The following is a 16,852-nucleotide window of genomic DNA, read 5'->3' as shown; positions in this document are numbered from 1 at the left end:
GTGGTTCGACTTCTACCGTTATAAATCGTTAACGATTATTATCAACGTTTTTAATTCACTTCGTTAACAAAGAGAATGGAAAGCGTTGACTTTGACATGCGAGAAATCCTATCTATAGGATTGTAATTCACATTGAGCAGTCCATCGGCATGCCATCTAACTCATTGAACAAAATGGAAAATAATTCGACAGAACCAGACGAGCATCTGATTGTGAATCGAATTTACGCCGCAGTCATGGAACAGCGGCTTGCACCGAACACAAAACTGAGCGAACCGAAACTGTGCGAGACTTTTGGCGTCGGGCGGATGCGGGTTCGACGCGCCCTGCTGCTCCTGGCGAGCCAGGGGATCGTGGACCTTCAGTCCAACAAGGGAGCGTATGTGGCGTGCCCGACACCTGGGGAAGCCGACGAAGTCTTTTCCGCTCGAAAACTCATCGAAGCCGGGATCGTGCGAAATCTGGCGAAATCGTCAGACGAAACCGCGATCGCGGGGCTGCGGCACCATATCGAGAAGGAAGACCGTGCACGTGAAGTCGGTGAACGACGCGAGATCATCCGTCTGTCTGGCGAGTTTCATGTCGAACTTGCAAATGCATATGGCAACAGCGTCCTGAACAAGACCATTCGGGAATTGATTACCAGAACGTCGCTGATTGTCGGCTTGTTCGGCACAAATCGAAGCGCCACGTGCCCGGAAAACGAACACGCCCAGATCCTCGACGCCATTGCGGCGGGAGACACCGAGCGTGCTGCCGAACTCGTTTGCCATCACCTTGAACACATTCAGGCCGGCCTCAATCTTCAGCACCAGCAGCCCAACGAGGACGACCTGGTCGCCATTCTGGGTTCGCGGTGACTGCTCCTCAGCAGACCTTCAAGTGACCGTTGTGTAAATCTTTCGGGAGACGTGTTTTTTCAACCGGTCTGACCGCCCTATGACACAGAACACGAAGACCTTGTGACGTCATCATTGCAAAACTTCGGCAAGGCAAGGACTGTCGAAATACACCGGATCCTGACATGCCGTACAGGCACAAGAAGTGCGCCGCACTTTGCCCAGTGATTTGCAGTCAATCAGAAACCGGAAAGAAAGGAATGGTGGAGCCAAGGGGAATCGAACCCCTGACCTCTTCGCTGCCAGCGAAGCGCTCTCCCAGCTGAGCTATGGCCCCATGTTCCATGTGTTGGCCGGTTTGGGTCTCCGGCGCTGATGGAGGCGGAACATAGTCACACCGCCTTCCAAGATCAAGCACAATTTTGTTTGAAAATTTCCGCCCGGAACATAAAAGTCCGGGCGGAATAAAGTCGCTTTAAAATCAGAACGTTACTGATCGGTGTCGTCTTCAATTTCGACGAGAATAGGAGGAACGGAATCCTCGTCTTCGTCTTCATCTTCGAGGAAAACGTCGTCATCGCTTTCATCGCTCTCGATTTCGACGTCATCGCCTTCAATATCCGGCACGTCTTCGGAGCCTTCCGCTTCCGCATCTGCCTCTTCAAGGCTCACGACCTCAGGAGCCGCCGCGTCGTCTTCATCTTCTTCTTCTTCTACCGGCTTCTCTTCCGCCTTGGCCGCCTTGACCGCACGCGTCGCCGTAACGATTTCAAAGATTGTGCCGCATTTCGGACAGGTAATCGGATCCCGAAGAAGATCGTAGTATTTGGCGCCGCAGCTCGGGCACAGCCGCTTGGTGCCAAGTTCAGGTTTTGCCACTGTGCTCACCCTTCAATTGTTAAATGGCTGACTTGATAAGTGGGCCGCCCCATAGCGTCAAGCTCAACCGGTGTCAAAGGCAAAACGGACGAAAAATGCCGTTCGCCCCATTCTTCTGCACGTTGCGGCCCAAATATCAAGCACCTGAAAAAAGTTCTCGCCAACAAATCTCAACTTTGTCCGGCGGATGACAAGCACGGCAAAAAGCCGGGTTGATGAAAAGACCAACACAACCCGAAACGCGTCGCAATCGGCCTAACCGGCAACCTGCCGCGGCTCACGAGCAGAAATTGCTTCAGCTCAAGGCTGAAGCGGCAGAGTGTTTTGTGACGGCACGCGTCTTGAAAAACTCGAAAGATGACGAGGCAGCATCCACATGATAGGACGTGTCACCTTTTTGAAAACATCCAAGTTGCGGACATTGAAAATGTCACATGATTCTGCGCCCTCTCCCCTTTCGTCGAGCACGGGCAGCTCCCTGACCGGTACAATCCGCGTGCCGGGCGACAAATCCATTTCCCACAGATCCTTGATGTTCGGGGCGCTTGCCGTCGGCCGCACCACCGTCAAGGGCCTGCTGGAATCGGAAGACGTTCTGGCCACCGCAGATGCCATGCGCGCCGTGGGTGCCATTATCGAACAGCTCGATGACGGGTCCTATTCCGTCGACGGCATCGGTCTCGGCAGCCTGCTGGAGCCCGAACAAGTGATCGATTTCGGCAATGCCGGTACCGGCGTGCGCCTGACGATGGGTATCTTCGGCAGTCACAACATCGCCGCAACCTTTGTCGGTGATGCGTCGCTTTCCAAACGCCCGATGGGGCGCGTTCTCAATCCGCTGCGCGAGATGGGTACCAACGTGATCGCACGCGATGGCGACCGCCTGCCGGCGTCCATTCGTGGTGCCGAAACCGCTCTGCCGATCACATACCGGGTTCCGATGCCGTCCGCGCAGGTCAAATCCGCGGTCCTGCTTGCCGGCCTCAATGCACCGGGCGAAACCACGGTGATAGAACCGATCCCCACGCGTGATCATACGGAAAAGATGCTGAAGGGCTTTGGTGCGGACATCACCGTTTCCCACAACGAAAACGGTGAGAGGGTCATCAAGTTGAAGGGACAACCCGAGTTGAGGCCCCAGGATATCGACGTGCCCGGCGATCCGTCCTCTGCGGGCTTTCCCCTGGTTGCCGCTTTGATCGTACCGGGTTCTGACGTCATGATCGAAAATGTCCTCCTGAACGAGCACCGAACCGGCCTGATCACCACCCTGGTCGAGATGGGTGGAGACATCGAGATCATCAACCGCCGGGAAACCGGCGGTGAAGAGGTCGGTGACCTCCGGGTGAAGGCAAGCAGGTTGAAAGGCATTACGGTGCCGGCGGATCGTGCTCCATCGATGATTGACGAATACCCCGTGCTTGCGGTTGCCGCCGCATTTGCCGAAGGCGACACATTCATGCCGGGCCTCGACGAATTGCGCGTCAAGGAATCCGATCGTCTTGCCGCGGTTGCCCGTGGCCTGGAAGCCAACGGGGTTCCGTGCATAGAGACCGAGGATACGCTGACCGTGAAGGGTGGTGCCGACAATATCGGCGGCGGCACCGTCACAACCCATCTTGACCACAGGATCGCGATGGCGTTTCTGGTTCTGGGCATGGCATCTCATCGACCGGTTACCGTTGACGACGGCGCCGTGATTGCAACGAGTTTCCCCACCTTCACCTCACTCTTTGAGGAACTGGGGGCCGTTATTTCGGCAAATGCCAGCGAGGCCGCATGATCATCGCGATTGACGGGCCCGCGGCCTCCGGAAAGGGCACCCTGGCCCGGCGGCTGGCCGATCATTTCGGCCTGCGCCATCTGGATACGGGATTGACCTACCGCGCCGTCGCGGCAGCGCTGCTGGCAAATGGCCTCCCGCTCGGCGACGAGAGTGTCGCCATCGAGATCGCCCAGAATCTCGACCTTGCACAGATGGACAAGAGTATTCTCGCCGCTCATGAAATCGGTGAGGCCGCTTCGCGTATTGCGGTTCTCGGCGGTTTGCGCGAAGAGCTGGTGAACCTGCAGCGCCGATTTGCCCAAACGCCTCCCGGGGCCGTTCTGGACGGACGTGACATCGGCACCGTTGTCTGCCCGGACGCAACCGTCAAACTGTTCGTTACCGCTGCACCGGAGGCCCGAGCGCGCCGTCGAACAGACGAAATGATCTCCAACGGCAAGGACGCCGGCTACACATCCGTGCTGGACGACCTGAAGCGCCGGGACGAGCGCGACAGCCAGAGAACCGTTGCGCCGATGAAACAAGCTGACGATGCGGTCTTGCTAGATACGACAGAAATGGATATAGAGACCGCGTTCCAGGCGGCTGTGGATATCGTGTCCCGCGCCAAGGGTGTTTGACGAACGTGGGGTCCGCCGGCAGGTGTGCCCCTTTTCGTGCATCCGGAGCAAACGGCCCTGAGGGCCAGCTGTTCTTGTTAAGAACGACAGTAATTTCGGCAGGACGCTGCATATCTGCGTCCTGTGACGAGACTGGATTTTTTGTCTTCCGCCTCCGCCGGCCCGCTTTCGAGCGGCAGGATCAGCGGAAACCGCGATCCCGGGAGACGGACAATCCGGAGTGCAACACCAACCCGCCGGCGGTGCGCCCACAGGCGCTCAGGAGAATAAATGACCGATTTCAATCCCTCTACCGAGGATTTTGCAGCTCTACTCGAAGAGTCTTTCGTCCAGAACGACCTTTATGAAGGTGCCGTCGTCAAGGGCACCGTTGTCGCCATCGAAAAGGACCTTGCCGTCATCGACGTCGGCCTCAAGGTTGAAGGCCGCGTGCCGCTGAAGGAATTCGGCGCCAAGGGCCGTGACGGCGAAATGGGCGTTGGCACGGAAGTTGAAGTTTACCTGGAGCGTGTCGAGAACGCTCTCGGCGAAGCCGTTCTGTCGCGCGAAAAAGCCCGCTGCGAAGAAAGCTGGGTTCGCCTGGAAGTCGCGTTCGAAGCCAACGAAAAAGTCAACGGCCAGATCTTCAACCAGGTCAAGGGTGGTTTCACCGTCGATCTGGATGGCGCAGTTGCATTCCTGCCGCGTTCCCAGGTGGACATCCGTCCGGTGCGCGACGTGACCCCGCTGATGCATACGCCGCAGCCGTTCCAGATCCTGAAAATGGACAAGCGTCGCGGCAACATCGTCGTGTCACGCCGTGTCGTTCTGGAAGAGACCCGCGCCGAACAGCGTTCGGAACTGGTCCAGAGCCTGGAAGAAGGACATACCGTGGAAGGTGTGGTCAAGAACATCACCGACTACGGTGCGTTCGTCGACCTCGGCGGTATCGATGGACTGTTGCACGTCACCGACATCGCGTGGCGCCGCATCAACCATCCGTCGGAAGTTCTCACCATCGGCCAGACCGTCAAGGTGCAGATCATCCGCGTCAACCAGGAAACGCACCGCATCAGCCTCGGCATGAAGCAGCTTGAAACCGATCCGTGGGATGGCATTGAAGCCAAGTACCCGATCGAAGCCAAGTTCACCGGCCGCGTGACCAACATCACCGACTACGGCGCATTCGTCGAGCTGGAGCCTGGCATCGAAGGCCTGATCCACGTTTCGGAAATGTCCTGGACCAAGAAGAACGTCCATCCGGGCAAGATCGTTTCCACTTCCCAGGAAGTCGAAGTGATGATCCTGGAAGTCGATCCGGTCAAGCGCCGCATCTCGCTCGGTCTCAAGCAGACCCTGCAGAATCCGTGGGATGCGTTCGCAGAGCAGTTCCCGGTCGGCACCAATGTCGAAGGCGAAGTCAAGAACAAGACCGAATTCGGATTGTTCATCGGCCTCGACGGCGACGTGGACGGCATGGTTCACCTTTCCGATCTCGACTGGAACCGCCCGGGCGAGCAGGTCATCGAAGAGTACAAGAAGGGCGACATGGTCAAGGCCGTCGTTCTGGATGTCGATGTCGACAAGGAGCGTATCTCCCTGGGCATCAAGCAGCTCACCGGCGACCCGATGGAAACCGGTGCAGGTGGCGAACTCCGCAAGAACTCTGTGGTTACCTGTGAAGTCACCGAGATCAAGGATGGCGGCCTGGACGTCAAGATCGCAGACAGCGACCTGACGGCCTTCATCCGCCGCGCCGACCTGTCCCGCGACCGTGAAGAACAGCGTCCCGAGAGATACTCCGTCGGCGACAAGTTCGACGCCCGTATCACCCAGTTCGACAAGAAGACCCGCCGGGTCACCGTGTCGATCAAGGCGCTCGAAATCGCAGAAGAGAAGGAAGCTGTCGCACAGTACGGTTCTTCCGACTCCGGCGCGTCCCTCGGCGACATTCTGGGTGCTGCCCTGAAGCAGCAGTCCGACGACTAGGAACTCCACTTCTCCAATCGAGAATGGAACAGAAAAGCCCGGCAGAAATGCCGGGCTTTTTTTGTTTCAAGCAGCAGCCATTTGTTCAGCCGTGCAGGAAACTTCTCCTGTTTCCCTGACGCAATAAAGTTGGCACATGCCGGCTAAACGGCATTCCTTCCTGTAATCAATCCGCTCTTCTTTTTCCCATCACTCTGTTTTTTCAGAAGATTTCATATCTTGTCTCCGTCTATTGACTTATATTCTCTTTAGTTATATCTATTCTGATAATAAGGAGTATATCATGTCCTATCCCAAACCGTCTGTTGCGGTAGACCTTGCGTTGATCACGGTCGCAGAAGGCAAATTGCACTGCATGCTGATGGTGCGAAAGGACGCGAACACGGTCGGAGGTGACTGGGCGATCCCGGGTGGCTTCGTTCACATGGAAGAGGCAATCGAGGACACCGCCAAGCGTGTTCTTCGCGAAAAGGTCGGCGTGATTGAGGTCTATCTCGAGCAGCTATTCACCTATGGAGCTCCGGACCGGGACCCGCGCGAACGCGTCATAAGTGTCACGCATATTGCCCTTGTTCCATTTGAAAACCTGAGCCGGCTGGTCAAGACCAACAAGGATCTGACCCTTGCGCAAGTACACACCGACTGGAAGGACGACACGGGGGGCAGTGCCCGTGCCTTGACCGGAACGCTTGGCGAACTGTCCCTCGCATTTGACCACGCATACATTCTCGGTGACGTGGTCAAACGGCTGCGAGGCAAACTGGACTACACGAGCGTGGCTCTTGAACTGCTTCCCCCGGTTTTCACCTTGCGGCAGGCGCAGGAGATCTACGAAGCCATCCTCGACCGGCCGCTTACCAAGCCGGCATTCAGACGAAAACTGCTCGACCGAAAGATCATAAAACCAACTGGCAAACGTGAAACAGGGTCTGCATTCAGACCGGCAGAACTCTACACACGGATCTAGGAAGGATCTGGAAATGGCACAGATACAAAGATACCCGTTCCTGCGTCACATTCGTGCCGACGCCTCCTGCCATGTCCAACAATTCCACAGGGGCAGGCGTGTGCGCTCAGGCAAGGGACTGTCCTTCTGGTTCCTGCCGGCGAGAACCTCACTCAGTGAAATACCGATGGATGACCGCACTCTGCCCTTCCTGCTGAAAGGGCAATCCAGGGATTATCAGGACCTGACTGTACAAGGCAGCATCATCTGGCGTGTCGCGAACGCGGAAGTTCTCGGAGACCGCATCGATTTCACCATAGACCTGAAGAAGGGCCTGCTGCTGGGGCAACCCATCGATCAGATCAATGACCAGATCGGCTCGCTTGGCAGACGCTACATTTCCGCCTACGTCAAATCCAACACGGTGCGGGACCTTCTGGAGGCAGGTGTGGAACCACTGCAACTTGCCTTGAGAAACGGGTTTGCAGAAGACGGCACCATGGCGGCAATGGGCGTCGAGATCGTCGGCGTCGGAGTGGATGACGTGTCTCCCAGCTCCGCCCTTGCCCGCGCCCTGCAGACACCCACATTCGAAGACCTCCAGCAAAGAGCGGATGAGGCGACTTTTGCCAGACGTGCACTTGCCGTGGAGAAAGAACGGGCGATTGCAGAAAACGAGCTGAGCACAAAAATTGAACTGGAGACCCAGCGCAAGCAGTTGATCGCGCGTGAAGATGAAAATGCCAGGTTCCAGGCCGAAGCCCAGGCCGCTGCATTGAAAATCGATGCAAATGCCGAAGCCGGCCGGATCCGGACCATCGATCAGGCGCGCACCGACATGGAAAAGGAACGGATGGCGGTCTATGCCGATCTTCCTCCCATGGTGATGTTTGCAATGGCAGCTCAAGAGTTTGCCGGCAAACTGCAGAACATCGACAATCTGACGGTGACCCCCGACATGCTGTCGAATGTGATCGGCCAGGTTCAGGGCGCCATGAAAGCGAACCCGGTGCGTGATGAGGCAAGGTCATGAGCAGCCTGGCACCCCGCGTTGTCCTCGTGACCCGGCAATCGGAGTATCAGGCGCTGCTGGCTGCTCATGGAACGCGGGGACAGGCCGCCTTTTTTCTGCGGAGCCGGGATCAGGACATCGATGAGGTGGAAGCGGTACATGCTGCGCTGCAGTCGGCGATTCAGCAGACAAAGGCAGCCGTGCCGAATGACTGGTCGGTTGCCAGTGTCGAGCGTGACGATCTGGATCGGTTCCTGTTCACGGAAAATGACATCGTCATGGCCATCGGACAGGACGGGCTGGTCGCCAATCTGGCAAAATACTGTTCCGGCCAACCTGTGATAGGCGTCATGCCGGGGCAGTCCGGTTCGGAGGGAATTCTGACAAGAGTTCTCCCGGGCGAGGTTGCCCCACTGCTCAGGTTGATAGAAAACAATGACGCTCCAATCGAGCGCAGAACGATGGTGTCCGCCAGAGCCGGCGGGGGTGAAACACTGAGTGCGCTCAACGAACTCTTTATCGGCCACCGCAGCCATCAGTCAGCCCGCTATTTCATTCACTCGGCTGGGCAAGAAGAATACCAGTCGTCTTCCGGCGTAATCGTTTCCACCGGGACAGGTGCAACAGGATGGGCGAAATCCATCATGACATCGACGCATCAGATGTTTGAGATACTGCCAACAGATCCAACAGCGCTCTATTTTGCCCGCGAGCCGTGGCCGAGCCATCTCAGCGGCTGTGAAATGCGGGCCGGAGCCATTCGCGAAGGTTCCGTTTTGCAAATGACCTCACGTATCAACGATGGCGGTGTCATCTTTGCCGACGGTATCGAACAGGATTTCATGCGTTTCGACTGGGGCCGCCGGGTGACCATTTCGATCGCTGACAAGACACTGAACCTGGTCTCCGGTCTTCACGAAAACCTTCCAGCGCATTAGCCCACGACGGGCACAGATCCGGCTGGACAGCACTTGAAGAATGTGAAGGTATGGGCAGTAGACATTGACCATCATGGTGCGAAGCAATCATGCGCCTGTTTCCTTTCCTAATTCTGGCGTCACTCTCCTTGTCCTCGGCATCGGCGGAGATCATTCGCTCAACCGAAAAGTGGCAGGTCAAACCCGACTTTGAAAAAAGCAGCAATGCGCGTGAGTCGATCAGCGGGGCTGACTGCGTTCCAGACGGAGGTTTGTGTCTGGCAGCCAATGACGAAAGGAATTATGCGCAGTTTTTCAAGCTGAAGAAAAACAGGCTCGACCCGGACAAGAAAGGCGTTATCCGGCTGCTGCCGAAAAAGGTCGACGGCAAGAAAATGGGCGAGATCGATGCGGAAGGTGTGGTCTTTGTGCCTTCCAGTGACGGCAAAGCACCGTCCTATTTCTATGTTACCGGTTCGCACGGGCTTTCCCGAGGCGGTGAGTTCCAGCAGTCTCGCTTCACACTGTTCCGATTTCCGGTCAAGATCAGGTCCGGCAAGCCGACTTTCAAGTACAACGACAAGAAGGTGGCACCGGAAGTCGAGCGAACCATGCTCCTGGCCGAAACGATCAGGTCCAATCCCGATCTTGCGCCTTATGCAGACCAGAGGCTGGACAGAAATGGTGTGACCATCGAGGGGATTTCGGAGCTGGACGGCGACATGCTGTTCGGTCTCAGAAGTCCCTGTCTTGCCAATCACGCCCTGATCCTGCGGGTGCCCTCCGAAGAGCTGTTCAAGGAGACACCGCCCACATCAACAACTGCCAGGGTCAAGCTGGGCGACAATGTCGGCGTGAGAGACCTGACCCGTGTAAAAGATGGCCTTCTCATTCTGGCAGGAAGAAGTGACGACCGCCGCGGATCTGAAGATTTCACTTGCGGCGAAGAACGCGCCCCACCTTCACCGTCGCCGTCTCTCTGGTTCTGGAGCGGAAAATCAGGCGATGAGCCACAGCCTCTGGGTGCGCTTCCGGGCGTCGATGTAAATGCGAGTGCAGAGACACTGCTGTTGCTTGAAGAAACCGACACGACTTATCGCGTACTAGTGCTGTTCGACGGCGAGAAAAACGGGGCACCGGTCGAGTTCATTATCGGCAGATAGGCCTCTGTCGGAACGCGCGCCAACATGCCGATCAATGGTCTTCAATGCAGTGGGCAGGAGGTCCGATTTCTGTTGAAGAGGGCTTGCGCTCCGATCGTTTTTCAATTGTATCGGTGTGACGCTCAAACTCTCTCCAAGCGGTCTCTTTCATGCACCTCCTCGACCTGTGCCGGATAGCTGGCACCGTCTTTTTCGCTGTTACCCTGATCGTCGTCGGTGACACGTGCGGCAAGCTGCTGACCGCCGGTGGCGTCGATCCGTTTTTCGTCGCCTTTTCCCGCTTTGCCATCGGCGCCCTGGCGCTATGGCCGATTGCGCGTATCCGGCTGCATGAGCTGAGTGCCTACAAGGACTGGCGGGTTGTTCTGCGGGCTGTCTTCATCACCTGTGCCATCTGCTCGATTTTGACGGCACTCAAGACCGAACCCATCGCGAATGTTTTCGGCGCCTTCTTCGTCGGGCCGGTAATCTCCTACGTTCTGGCAGTCATTTTTCTCGCCGAAAAACCGTCGCCGACACACACCATTCTGCTCGTCCTGGGTTTTTGCGGGGTCCTTCTGGTGGTCAAGCCCGGTTTCGGTGCGTCCGCCGGCATTCTTTTCGCTGTCCTGGCCGGCATCTGCTATGGCTGTTATCTCTTCATGACCAAATTGCTGGCCGGCGCGATGCGGCCAAGTCTTCTTCTCATGTCGCAGTTGCTGATCGGCTCTGTCCTGTTGATACCGTTCGGTCTGAGTTCGGGCCTGCCGGAACAAAGCTTCAATTTCTGGGTCCTGATCATTTTGAGCGCATTGGGGTCAGCCGCCGGCAACTACGCCCTGGTCGTGGCGAACAAGATGGCCGATGCCAGCCTTGTCGCGCCACTCGTCTACAGCAAACTCATCTCCGCGACCCTGCTCGGTATTCTGGTCTTCGGCGACTGGCCGGACACGGTTGCATTCATCGGTCTGACGCTGATCATCCTGTCGGGCCTTGGATCCCTCGCCGCAAGGAGACGCCTGCCCGGCAAGACAGTGCCAGGTTAGGTCTGCAATCAAGTGCAGGAACGACATGCTCTGCCGAAATCCACCTCATCGGCGACCCCTGACCGATGTCAGAAGGGCAGATCTTCGGTTTCGAAATAATTCAGGACAGCCTGGATTGCGTTGTAGCCCAGAGAACTCTTGCGCACATAGATACCGGCTTCCCTGCGCGGCATGCCATGAAGGCTCGGACGGATCATAAGTCCTTCGCTTTCAATGCGATGCGCAAGTTGGAGCGGTGCCGACATGACAAACCCGCCTTCCTTGACCAGTTGCAATCCGGTCGCAAACGACGTTGTTCGAATGTCGATTATCGATTCCACAGCATCTTCGGGAGCGCAGTGTTCCTGAATACGGCTTTCCGTTTCAGGATCAACCACGAAACTGACCCACCGATAGCCGCGCAGATTGGAAGGATCAATGTGCGTGCCCTGCGCGTTCGGGTCATCGGCCCGCACGACAATACCGTGTTCAACACTGGTTATGTATCTGACAAGTATCGCATCATCTAACTGTTCTTTCGGAATGATGCCCAGATAGATGTCGATTTCTCCCGCACTCAACGGCTGTGCGATGTCGTGCCCCGTGTCCGTTTTGACCTCCAGCTTCAAGGCAGGAAACTGCTTTATCAAGGCCGCGAACAGTCGTGCGACACTGTTCAGGTGGAACACCGGCCCCGCGCCAACCCTGAGAACCGGAAGTCCCGCAGTGGTAATGGTTGAAACCTCCTCCAGACACTGCCGGTATTCATGCTGAATGCGCTCCGCCCGCTTCAGGAATACCCTGCCCGCCGCCGTCAGTCTCATGCCTCGCCTGTCCCGCTCGAACAACGTCGCACCGACCTCGTGCTCAAGATTGGCAATGCGTTTGGTCACCGAGGGCTGCGTCAAGGCCAGTTCGTCGCAGGCAGCGGTCAGGGAGTGATGACGGGCAACTGCCAAAAAAGCTGTCAGGTTCTTGTCCATCTAACATTCTTTTTTTGAATGATAAGTATCAATAAATCGATTTTACAGAATATCTCTTTTCGATCAAGGTCTACGAAGTTCGCTCAACAACCAGCTTTGGGAGGAGCAATGCGGACCGTTTTTGTCCTGTTCGATTCACTCAACCGCCTTGCGCTCGGCGCCTACGGCGGTACCGCCGTTGAAACACCCAATTTCGACCGGTTCGCCCAACGGGCCGTCACGTTCGACAAGCATTATGTCGGAAGTCTTCCTTGCATGCCGGCGCGCCGGGACATGCATACGGGCCGGCTCAATTTCATGCACAGGCATTGGGGTCCGCTTGAACCATTTGACGAATCTTTTGCGAAAATCCTGAGTGGCGGCGGTGTCTATTCCCACCTGATCTCCGATCATCTCCACTATTTCGAGGACGGCGGTTGGGGGTATGCCAATGCCTTCGACAGCTGGGATTTCATCCGGGGTCAGGAATATGACGCGCTGAAAGCCCTGGCGGCACCACCGGTCGAAAGGTACCGTCAAAAATTCGACCCGCGTCACTATCCGATGTCGCCCCCTTCAAACGGCAGCATGACCAGAGGCAATACCGACAAGACCTCCTGGAAAAGGTCCCGGGCCGCAATAACACATGAATTTCTAACGGAAGAAGCCGATTTTCCGACCGCCAAATGCTTTGCCGCAGCATTCGAGTTTCTCGACTTGAATGCAGATGCGGACGACTGGTTCCTGCAGCTTGAATGCTTTGATCCACACGAACCCTTCGTCGCCCCGGAGCGATTCAAGGAGGCTTACAAAAGCGGCTACAATGGCAAGATCCTGGATTGGCCGCATTACGAAAAGGTCAGCAATTCCAGCCAGGAAATTGCAGAAATTCGCGGCAATTACGCCGCGCTGGTTGCCATGTGCGACGAATATTTCGGAAAACTTCTGGATCATTTCGATGCGCATGGCCTGTGGGACGACACCTGCCTGATCCTGACCACCGATCACGGTTTTCTTTTGTCGGAGCATGAGTGGTGGGGCAAGAACAGGATGCCCTACTATGAGGAAATCTCTCACATTCCACTCATGATCTGGCACCCCGGGCACGCGGACCAATCCGGTGCGCGGCGCAAGAACCTGACGCAAACACCGGATCTCATGCCGACCATCCTGGAGATCCATAATTGTCAGGTTCCTCCCAGCGTGACCGGTGCATCCTTGAAGCCCCTGCTGGGCAAAGATGCACCGGTTCACGAAAGTCTTGCCCTTGGCATGTTCGCCGGCCCGGTTTGCGTGACCGACGGGAAGTACAGCTACTTCCGCTATCCGGACGACCTGTCCGGTGAAAATCTCAATCTCTACACGCTGATGCCGACACATCTGTCGTCGCATTTCGAAATAAGCGAACTGAAGACGAGCGTACTGGCCGGGCCGTTTGATTTCACCAAGGGTGCACCGCTCCTGAAAATCAAGCTCGACCCGAAGAACACCCAGGTCGGCAATGACGGGCAGACGCTCGAAGATTGTGTTTCAGCCCTTTATGACCTGGAACGCGATCCCGGTCAGACAACCCCTGTGCCGGATGAAGCCGTCATCGGACGCCTGACGGGCCGGATTACCTACCACTTCATTCAACATGATGCTCCGAAGGAACTCTACGCACATTTCGGTCTGGAAACAGACCGGGAGGCCCACCAGGGCACCGCGGGACCGGGCATCGAAAGAGCAATATAGGAGGAGGACAACGTGAAACTTTCAAGGCCATTGAAGACCCTTGCGGCCGCGACGATGCTCATCGCCGCATCCACCAGCGCATCCATCGCCGAGTTTCCCGAGCGGACGGTCGAATTGATCCATCCCTGGGGACCGGGAAATGCCATGTCGGTGAGCCAGTTGATCGCCAAGGCCATGGGTGAAGAACTCGGTGTCGACATGCCCGTGATTTCAACACCGGGTGCCGCGGGCACGAAGGGGCAAAAAACAGCGATGTCGCGGCCTGCCGACGGCTATACGGTGTTTGACGGCTATGTTGCGCCCCTCGTTTTGCAGCCCGTACTCGGGAATGCCGACTGGACGTATAGCGACTTCAAGCCACTCCATTCGGCGGTTTCGAACGCGTTTGCGATTGGCGGGCGTACCGACGAAACACGCTGGTCCAATTTCGAGGAGATGATGGAATACGGCCGGGAACATCCGGGCGAACTTCGCTATTCTTCGGGCTCGCGAAACAACCTGCCTCACATGGTGATTGCGAAAGTGCTGCAGTCCTATGGTGTGGTCGCCCAGAACATCCCCTACACGCAGGACGGAAATGCGGTCAAGGACCTGAAGTCCGGCGTCCTCGATTTCTCCTTCATCAATGTCGGCAACTACATTCAGGACAAGCCGGCTTTCAACATCATGCTGGTACTGTCCGAGCTTCCCGGCGCCAAGGCCTCGTATGACGGCGCGCCCAGCATTGCGGATCTCGACATCGATCTCGGCCTGTCCGGTCTGGCACCGATGGGATGGACCTGGTGGATCGTTCACAAGGACACACCGGACGAAGTCACCGGCAAACTGCGCGCTGCAATGGATGCCGCCATGCAGAGGCCGGACGTTCGCGAGGCAATCGAAAAGGTCGGGTTCGTTCCCCTGGACTGGGATCACACCCAGTATGACGAGGTCGTCGGACCGGTGTCCGACCAGCTTTCCGCAATGGGCAATGCCCTGAAATGGGAAGAAGATGAGCTGAAGAAACTGCGATAAGGTGACAGCGACGATGACTTCGAGAACCCTTACCCTGATGGTTACAGTTTTCTTCGCGATCATCGTCGCGATCGTCTTTCAGCAAATTCATACATCCATGCAAGAACAGGGGATCGCCAGCGGCGGTCCCTATGACAACGCGGCCGCCTATCCGCGCGCCGTTGCCCTGGCCATCGCTGTGCTGGTCATCGTTCAGATCCTGATTGAATTCGGGACCGGCCAGCGCGAGAGGATCGTTGTCGATCCGCATGGCTTCAAGAGAGCAGTCGGCCTGCTGGCCGTTTTCGCAATCTATCTGGGTTGCCTTGGCTGGCTCGGCTATCACCTGACGACCACTCCAATGGTTTTTGCAATAATGATCATCTGCGGCGCGCGTCAGTTCGGAAAGATGTTGCTTGCCGCGCTTATCATGTCTTTCGGCTTCGCCTTCATTTTCGAGAAATTTCTCAATGTCGTGCTGCCGGGTGGCGTTCTCAGCCTGAACATACCCTGGTAGGCCGATGCTCTTTGAATCCCTGCTTGCTGGTTTCCAGCTCTTTCTGACCCCTCTGGCAATCGGCCTGACGTTCATCGGCATCCTGATCGGACTGCTTGTTGGCGCAATGCCCGGGCTGGGCCCGCTCATGGGCATTATCCTGCTACTGCCGGTGGCGATCGGACTGCCTCCAGTCGCGGCAATGGGCTTTCTCATTGCGATCTTTGTCGGCGGATCCTGCGGCGGGTCGATCTCCGCAATTCTTCTGCGTATTCCGGGAACGCCACTGGCGGCCGCAACGCTTTTCGACGGCTATCCGATGGCGCAGAAAGGACGGGCGGCCGATGCGATCGGCATTGCCATCTCCGCTTCGGCAATCGGCGGCCTTATCGGCGGGGTCGTGCTGATCGTGGCCTCGCCGCTTTTGGCAAGGTTTGCCAGCGGCTTTGCCCCTCCCGAATACGCCATGCTTGCGGTAACCGGCCTGTTTGCCATCGCGATCATTTCCGGCGGGTCACTCATCAAGGGATTGGTCTCGGGTTGTTTCGGGCTGTTGCTGGCTACTATTGGCACCGATGAATTCTCAACAGGTTACCGTTTCACATTCGGCTCGCACCACATGCTCAACGGCTTTCACATCGTTGCGGTCGTTGTGGGTTTGTTTGCAATTTCCGAAATGGTCCACCAGATCGTCGGCGACGACCTTCTGAAGAAGCCGGACATCAAGGTGGAGCGCCCCGGTTTCGGATCGCTGCTGACAACAATGCGGCACTGGGTCAATCTGCTCAGATCTTCCGGCATCGGTGTCTTTTTCGGTGCGTTACCTGGCGCTGGCGGTGTCATCAGCTCGTTCAGCGCGTATGCAATTGCGAAAGCTGCGGCGAAACCGGACGAGAGATACGGAGAAGGTGCCGAGGGCGGCGTTGTCGCCACCGAAAGCGCCAACAACGCAACGGTCGGTGGAACGCTGGTGCCTACGCTGGCACTTGGCATTCCCGGCGACGCCTCGTCCGCAATGTTGCTAGGGGCTTTGCTGATACTCGGCTTTGTGCCGGGTCCGATCCTGTTCGAACAGGAGCCTCAATTCGTGGGCGGGATCTTCCTTGTCTACATGGCGTCAAACGTCTTTTTGCTCATCGCGGGCATTCTTGCGACACCGTTCTTCGTCTATGTGTTGCGGATCCCGAAATTCTATCTGATACCGATCATCCTCATCCTGTGCTCGATTGGCACGTTTGCCCTGCAGGCGTCCGTTTTCGACCTGATGGTGATGTTCGGATTTGGACTGGTCGGCATCCTGTTTCGCGCTGCAAACTATCCTTTGGCGCCAATCGTCATCGGCATCATCCTGGGACCGATCCTGGAAAACAACCTGCGGCGCGCCCTGCTCATTTCCAGAGAAGGCTACTGGATTTTTCTCGATCGCCCGGTGTCGGCGACCCTGGTGTGCGTGAATGTTCTGCTTTTGACCGGAGCGCTCTATTTCGCTTTCAAAAACCGCAAAAGGCTGTTTTCCCGACAGGAAAGCTGACC

General features: G+C 56.8%; 15 protein-coding genes and 1 tRNA gene. 13 read left to right on the top strand and 3 right to left on the bottom strand.

What is annotated here, in order from left to right; genetic code table 11:
• The first annotated feature begins 212 nt into the window (after positions 1–212).
• Positions 213–860, top strand: coding sequence for a GntR family transcriptional regulator (locus ACO6TI_RS08950; protein ID WP_208992837.1), 648 nt, complete (start codon positions 213–215; stop codon positions 858–860).
• Positions 861–1,100: 240 nt separating this feature from the next.
• Here the strand turns inward: ACO6TI_RS08950 and ACO6TI_RS08945 are convergent.
• Together ACO6TI_RS08945 and ACO6TI_RS08940 are read right to left on the bottom strand one after the other, a co-directional pair.
• Positions 1,101–1,176: transfer RNA gene (locus ACO6TI_RS08945), tRNA-Ala, on the bottom strand.
• Between the two features lie 152 nt (positions 1,177–1,328).
• Positions 1,329–1,718, bottom strand: coding sequence for a TIGR02300 family protein (locus ACO6TI_RS08940; RefSeq protein WP_104701450.1), 390 nt, complete (start codon positions 1,716–1,718; stop codon positions 1,329–1,331).
• A 427-nt stretch (positions 1,719–2,145) separates the two neighbouring features.
• Between ACO6TI_RS08940 and aroA the strand changes: the two genes are divergently transcribed.
• The 8 genes from aroA (at position 2,146) to ACO6TI_RS08900 (ending at position 11,155) form a co-directional block, all read left to right on the top strand.
• On the top strand, positions 2,146–3,501 hold the full coding sequence (gene aroA / locus ACO6TI_RS08935; RefSeq protein ID WP_055119777.1) for a 3-phosphoshikimate 1-carboxyvinyltransferase: 1,356 nt from the start codon (positions 2,146–2,148) through the stop codon (positions 3,499–3,501).
• Positions 3,498–4,124 carry a (d)CMP kinase gene (gene cmk, locus ACO6TI_RS08930; protein ID WP_196898598.1) on the top strand — a complete coding sequence of 209 codons (627 nt, stop codon included), beginning with the start codon at positions 3,498–3,500 and terminating at the stop codon, positions 4,122–4,124. The genes aroA and cmk overlap by 4 nt, the downstream gene beginning before the upstream one ends.
• A gap of 270 nt (positions 4,125–4,394) precedes the next feature.
• Complete coding sequence (gene rpsA / locus ACO6TI_RS08925) at positions 4,395–6,092, top strand: 30S ribosomal protein S1 (protein ID WP_422384779.1); 1,698 nt, start codon at positions 4,395–4,397, stop codon at positions 6,090–6,092.
• Positions 6,093–6,375: 283 nt separating this feature from the next.
• Positions 6,376–7,059: an NUDIX hydrolase gene (locus tag ACO6TI_RS08920; RefSeq protein ID WP_422384778.1), complete on the top strand. Its 684-nt coding sequence runs from the start codon at positions 6,376–6,378 to the stop codon at positions 7,057–7,059.
• A 13-nt stretch (positions 7,060–7,072) separates the two neighbouring features.
• Positions 7,073–8,071, top strand: coding sequence for an SPFH domain-containing protein (locus ACO6TI_RS08915; protein WP_104701447.1), 999 nt, complete (start codon positions 7,073–7,075; stop codon positions 8,069–8,071).
• Positions 8,068–8,988 (top strand): hypothetical protein, encoded by a 921-nt coding sequence (locus tag ACO6TI_RS08910; RefSeq protein WP_422384777.1) that lies wholly within the window; start codon positions 8,068–8,070, stop codon positions 8,986–8,988. Before ACO6TI_RS08915 ends, ACO6TI_RS08910 begins: the two co-directional genes overlap by 4 nt.
• A gap of 89 nt (positions 8,989–9,077) precedes the next feature.
• Complete coding sequence (locus ACO6TI_RS08905; RefSeq protein WP_422384776.1) at positions 9,078–10,130, top strand: DUF3616 domain-containing protein; 1,053 nt, start codon at positions 9,078–9,080, stop codon at positions 10,128–10,130.
• 149 nt (positions 10,131–10,279) lie between these two features.
• Positions 10,280–11,155 carry a DMT family transporter gene (locus ACO6TI_RS08900; protein WP_422384775.1) on the top strand — a complete coding sequence of 292 codons (876 nt, stop codon included), beginning with the start codon at positions 10,280–10,282 and terminating at the stop codon, positions 11,153–11,155.
• A gap of 68 nt (positions 11,156–11,223) precedes the next feature.
• Here the strand turns inward: ACO6TI_RS08900 and ACO6TI_RS08895 are convergent, their stop codons facing one another.
• Entirely contained in the window at positions 11,224–12,117 is an 894-nt protein-coding gene (locus ACO6TI_RS08895; protein WP_196898608.1) for a LysR family transcriptional regulator, read from the bottom strand.
• Positions 12,118–12,225: 108 nt separating this feature from the next.
• Between ACO6TI_RS08895 and ACO6TI_RS08890 the strand changes: the two genes are divergently transcribed.
• From ACO6TI_RS08890 to ACO6TI_RS08875, 4 genes are read left to right on the top strand one after another with little or no spacing between them, the layout of a single operon-like run.
• A complete protein-coding gene (locus ACO6TI_RS08890) occupies positions 12,226–13,830 on the top strand; it encodes a sulfatase (RefSeq protein WP_196998846.1) in 1,605 nt (534 codons plus the stop codon).
• 12 nt (positions 13,831–13,842) lie between these two features.
• Positions 13,843–14,844: a Bug family tripartite tricarboxylate transporter substrate binding protein gene (locus tag ACO6TI_RS08885; protein ID WP_029064262.1), complete on the top strand. Its 1,002-nt coding sequence runs from the start codon at positions 13,843–13,845 to the stop codon at positions 14,842–14,844.
• A gap of 13 nt (positions 14,845–14,857) precedes the next feature.
• On the top strand, positions 14,858–15,340 hold the full coding sequence (locus ACO6TI_RS08880) for a tripartite tricarboxylate transporter TctB family protein (RefSeq protein ID WP_029064261.1): 483 nt from the start codon (positions 14,858–14,860) through the stop codon (positions 15,338–15,340).
• A gap of 4 nt (positions 15,341–15,344) precedes the next feature.
• Positions 15,345–16,850, top strand: a complete 1,506-nt coding sequence (locus ACO6TI_RS08875) for a tripartite tricarboxylate transporter permease (RefSeq protein ID WP_422384774.1) — start codon at positions 15,345–15,347, stop codon at positions 16,848–16,850.
• Positions 16,851–16,852 lie beyond the last annotated feature (2 nt).

Origin of the sequence: Roseibium album (assembly GCF_965233825.1) — a bacterium.
GTDB classification, from domain to species: domain Bacteria; phylum Pseudomonadota; class Alphaproteobacteria; order Rhizobiales; family Stappiaceae; genus Roseibium; species Roseibium album.
This window is presented reverse-complemented; position numbering and strand designations above follow the sequence as displayed.

Coding starts and splice junctions, on each gene's coding strand:
- ACO6TI_RS08890 (WP_196998846.1), top strand. CDS start 12,226: ATGCGGACCGTTTTTGTCCTGTTCGATTCACTCAACCGCCTTGCGCTC.
- ACO6TI_RS08905 (WP_422384776.1), top strand. CDS start 9,078: ATGCGCCTGTTTCCTTTCCTAATTCTGGCGTCACTCTCCTTGTCCTCG.
- ACO6TI_RS08920 (WP_422384778.1), top strand. CDS start 6,376: ATGTCCTATCCCAAACCGTCTGTTGCGGTAGACCTTGCGTTGATCACG.
- ACO6TI_RS08880 (WP_029064261.1), top strand. CDS start 14,858: ATGACTTCGAGAACCCTTACCCTGATGGTTACAGTTTTCTTCGCGATC.
- ACO6TI_RS08910 (WP_422384777.1), top strand. CDS start 8,068: ATGAGCAGCCTGGCACCCCGCGTTGTCCTCGTGACCCGGCAATCGGAG.
- rpsA (WP_422384779.1), top strand. CDS start 4,395: ATGACCGATTTCAATCCCTCTACCGAGGATTTTGCAGCTCTACTCGAA.
- ACO6TI_RS08900 (WP_422384775.1), top strand. CDS start 10,280: ATGCACCTCCTCGACCTGTGCCGGATAGCTGGCACCGTCTTTTTCGCT.
- ACO6TI_RS08875 (WP_422384774.1), top strand. CDS start 15,345: ATGCTCTTTGAATCCCTGCTTGCTGGTTTCCAGCTCTTTCTGACCCCT.
- aroA (WP_055119777.1), top strand. CDS start 2,146: ATGTCACATGATTCTGCGCCCTCTCCCCTTTCGTCGAGCACGGGCAGC.
- ACO6TI_RS08915 (WP_104701447.1), top strand. CDS start 7,073: ATGGCACAGATACAAAGATACCCGTTCCTGCGTCACATTCGTGCCGAC.
- ACO6TI_RS08895 (WP_196898608.1), bottom strand. CDS start 12,117: ATGGACAAGAACCTGACAGCTTTTTTGGCAGTTGCCCGTCATCACTCC.
- cmk (WP_196898598.1), top strand. CDS start 3,498: ATGATCATCGCGATTGACGGGCCCGCGGCCTCCGGAAAGGGCACCCTG.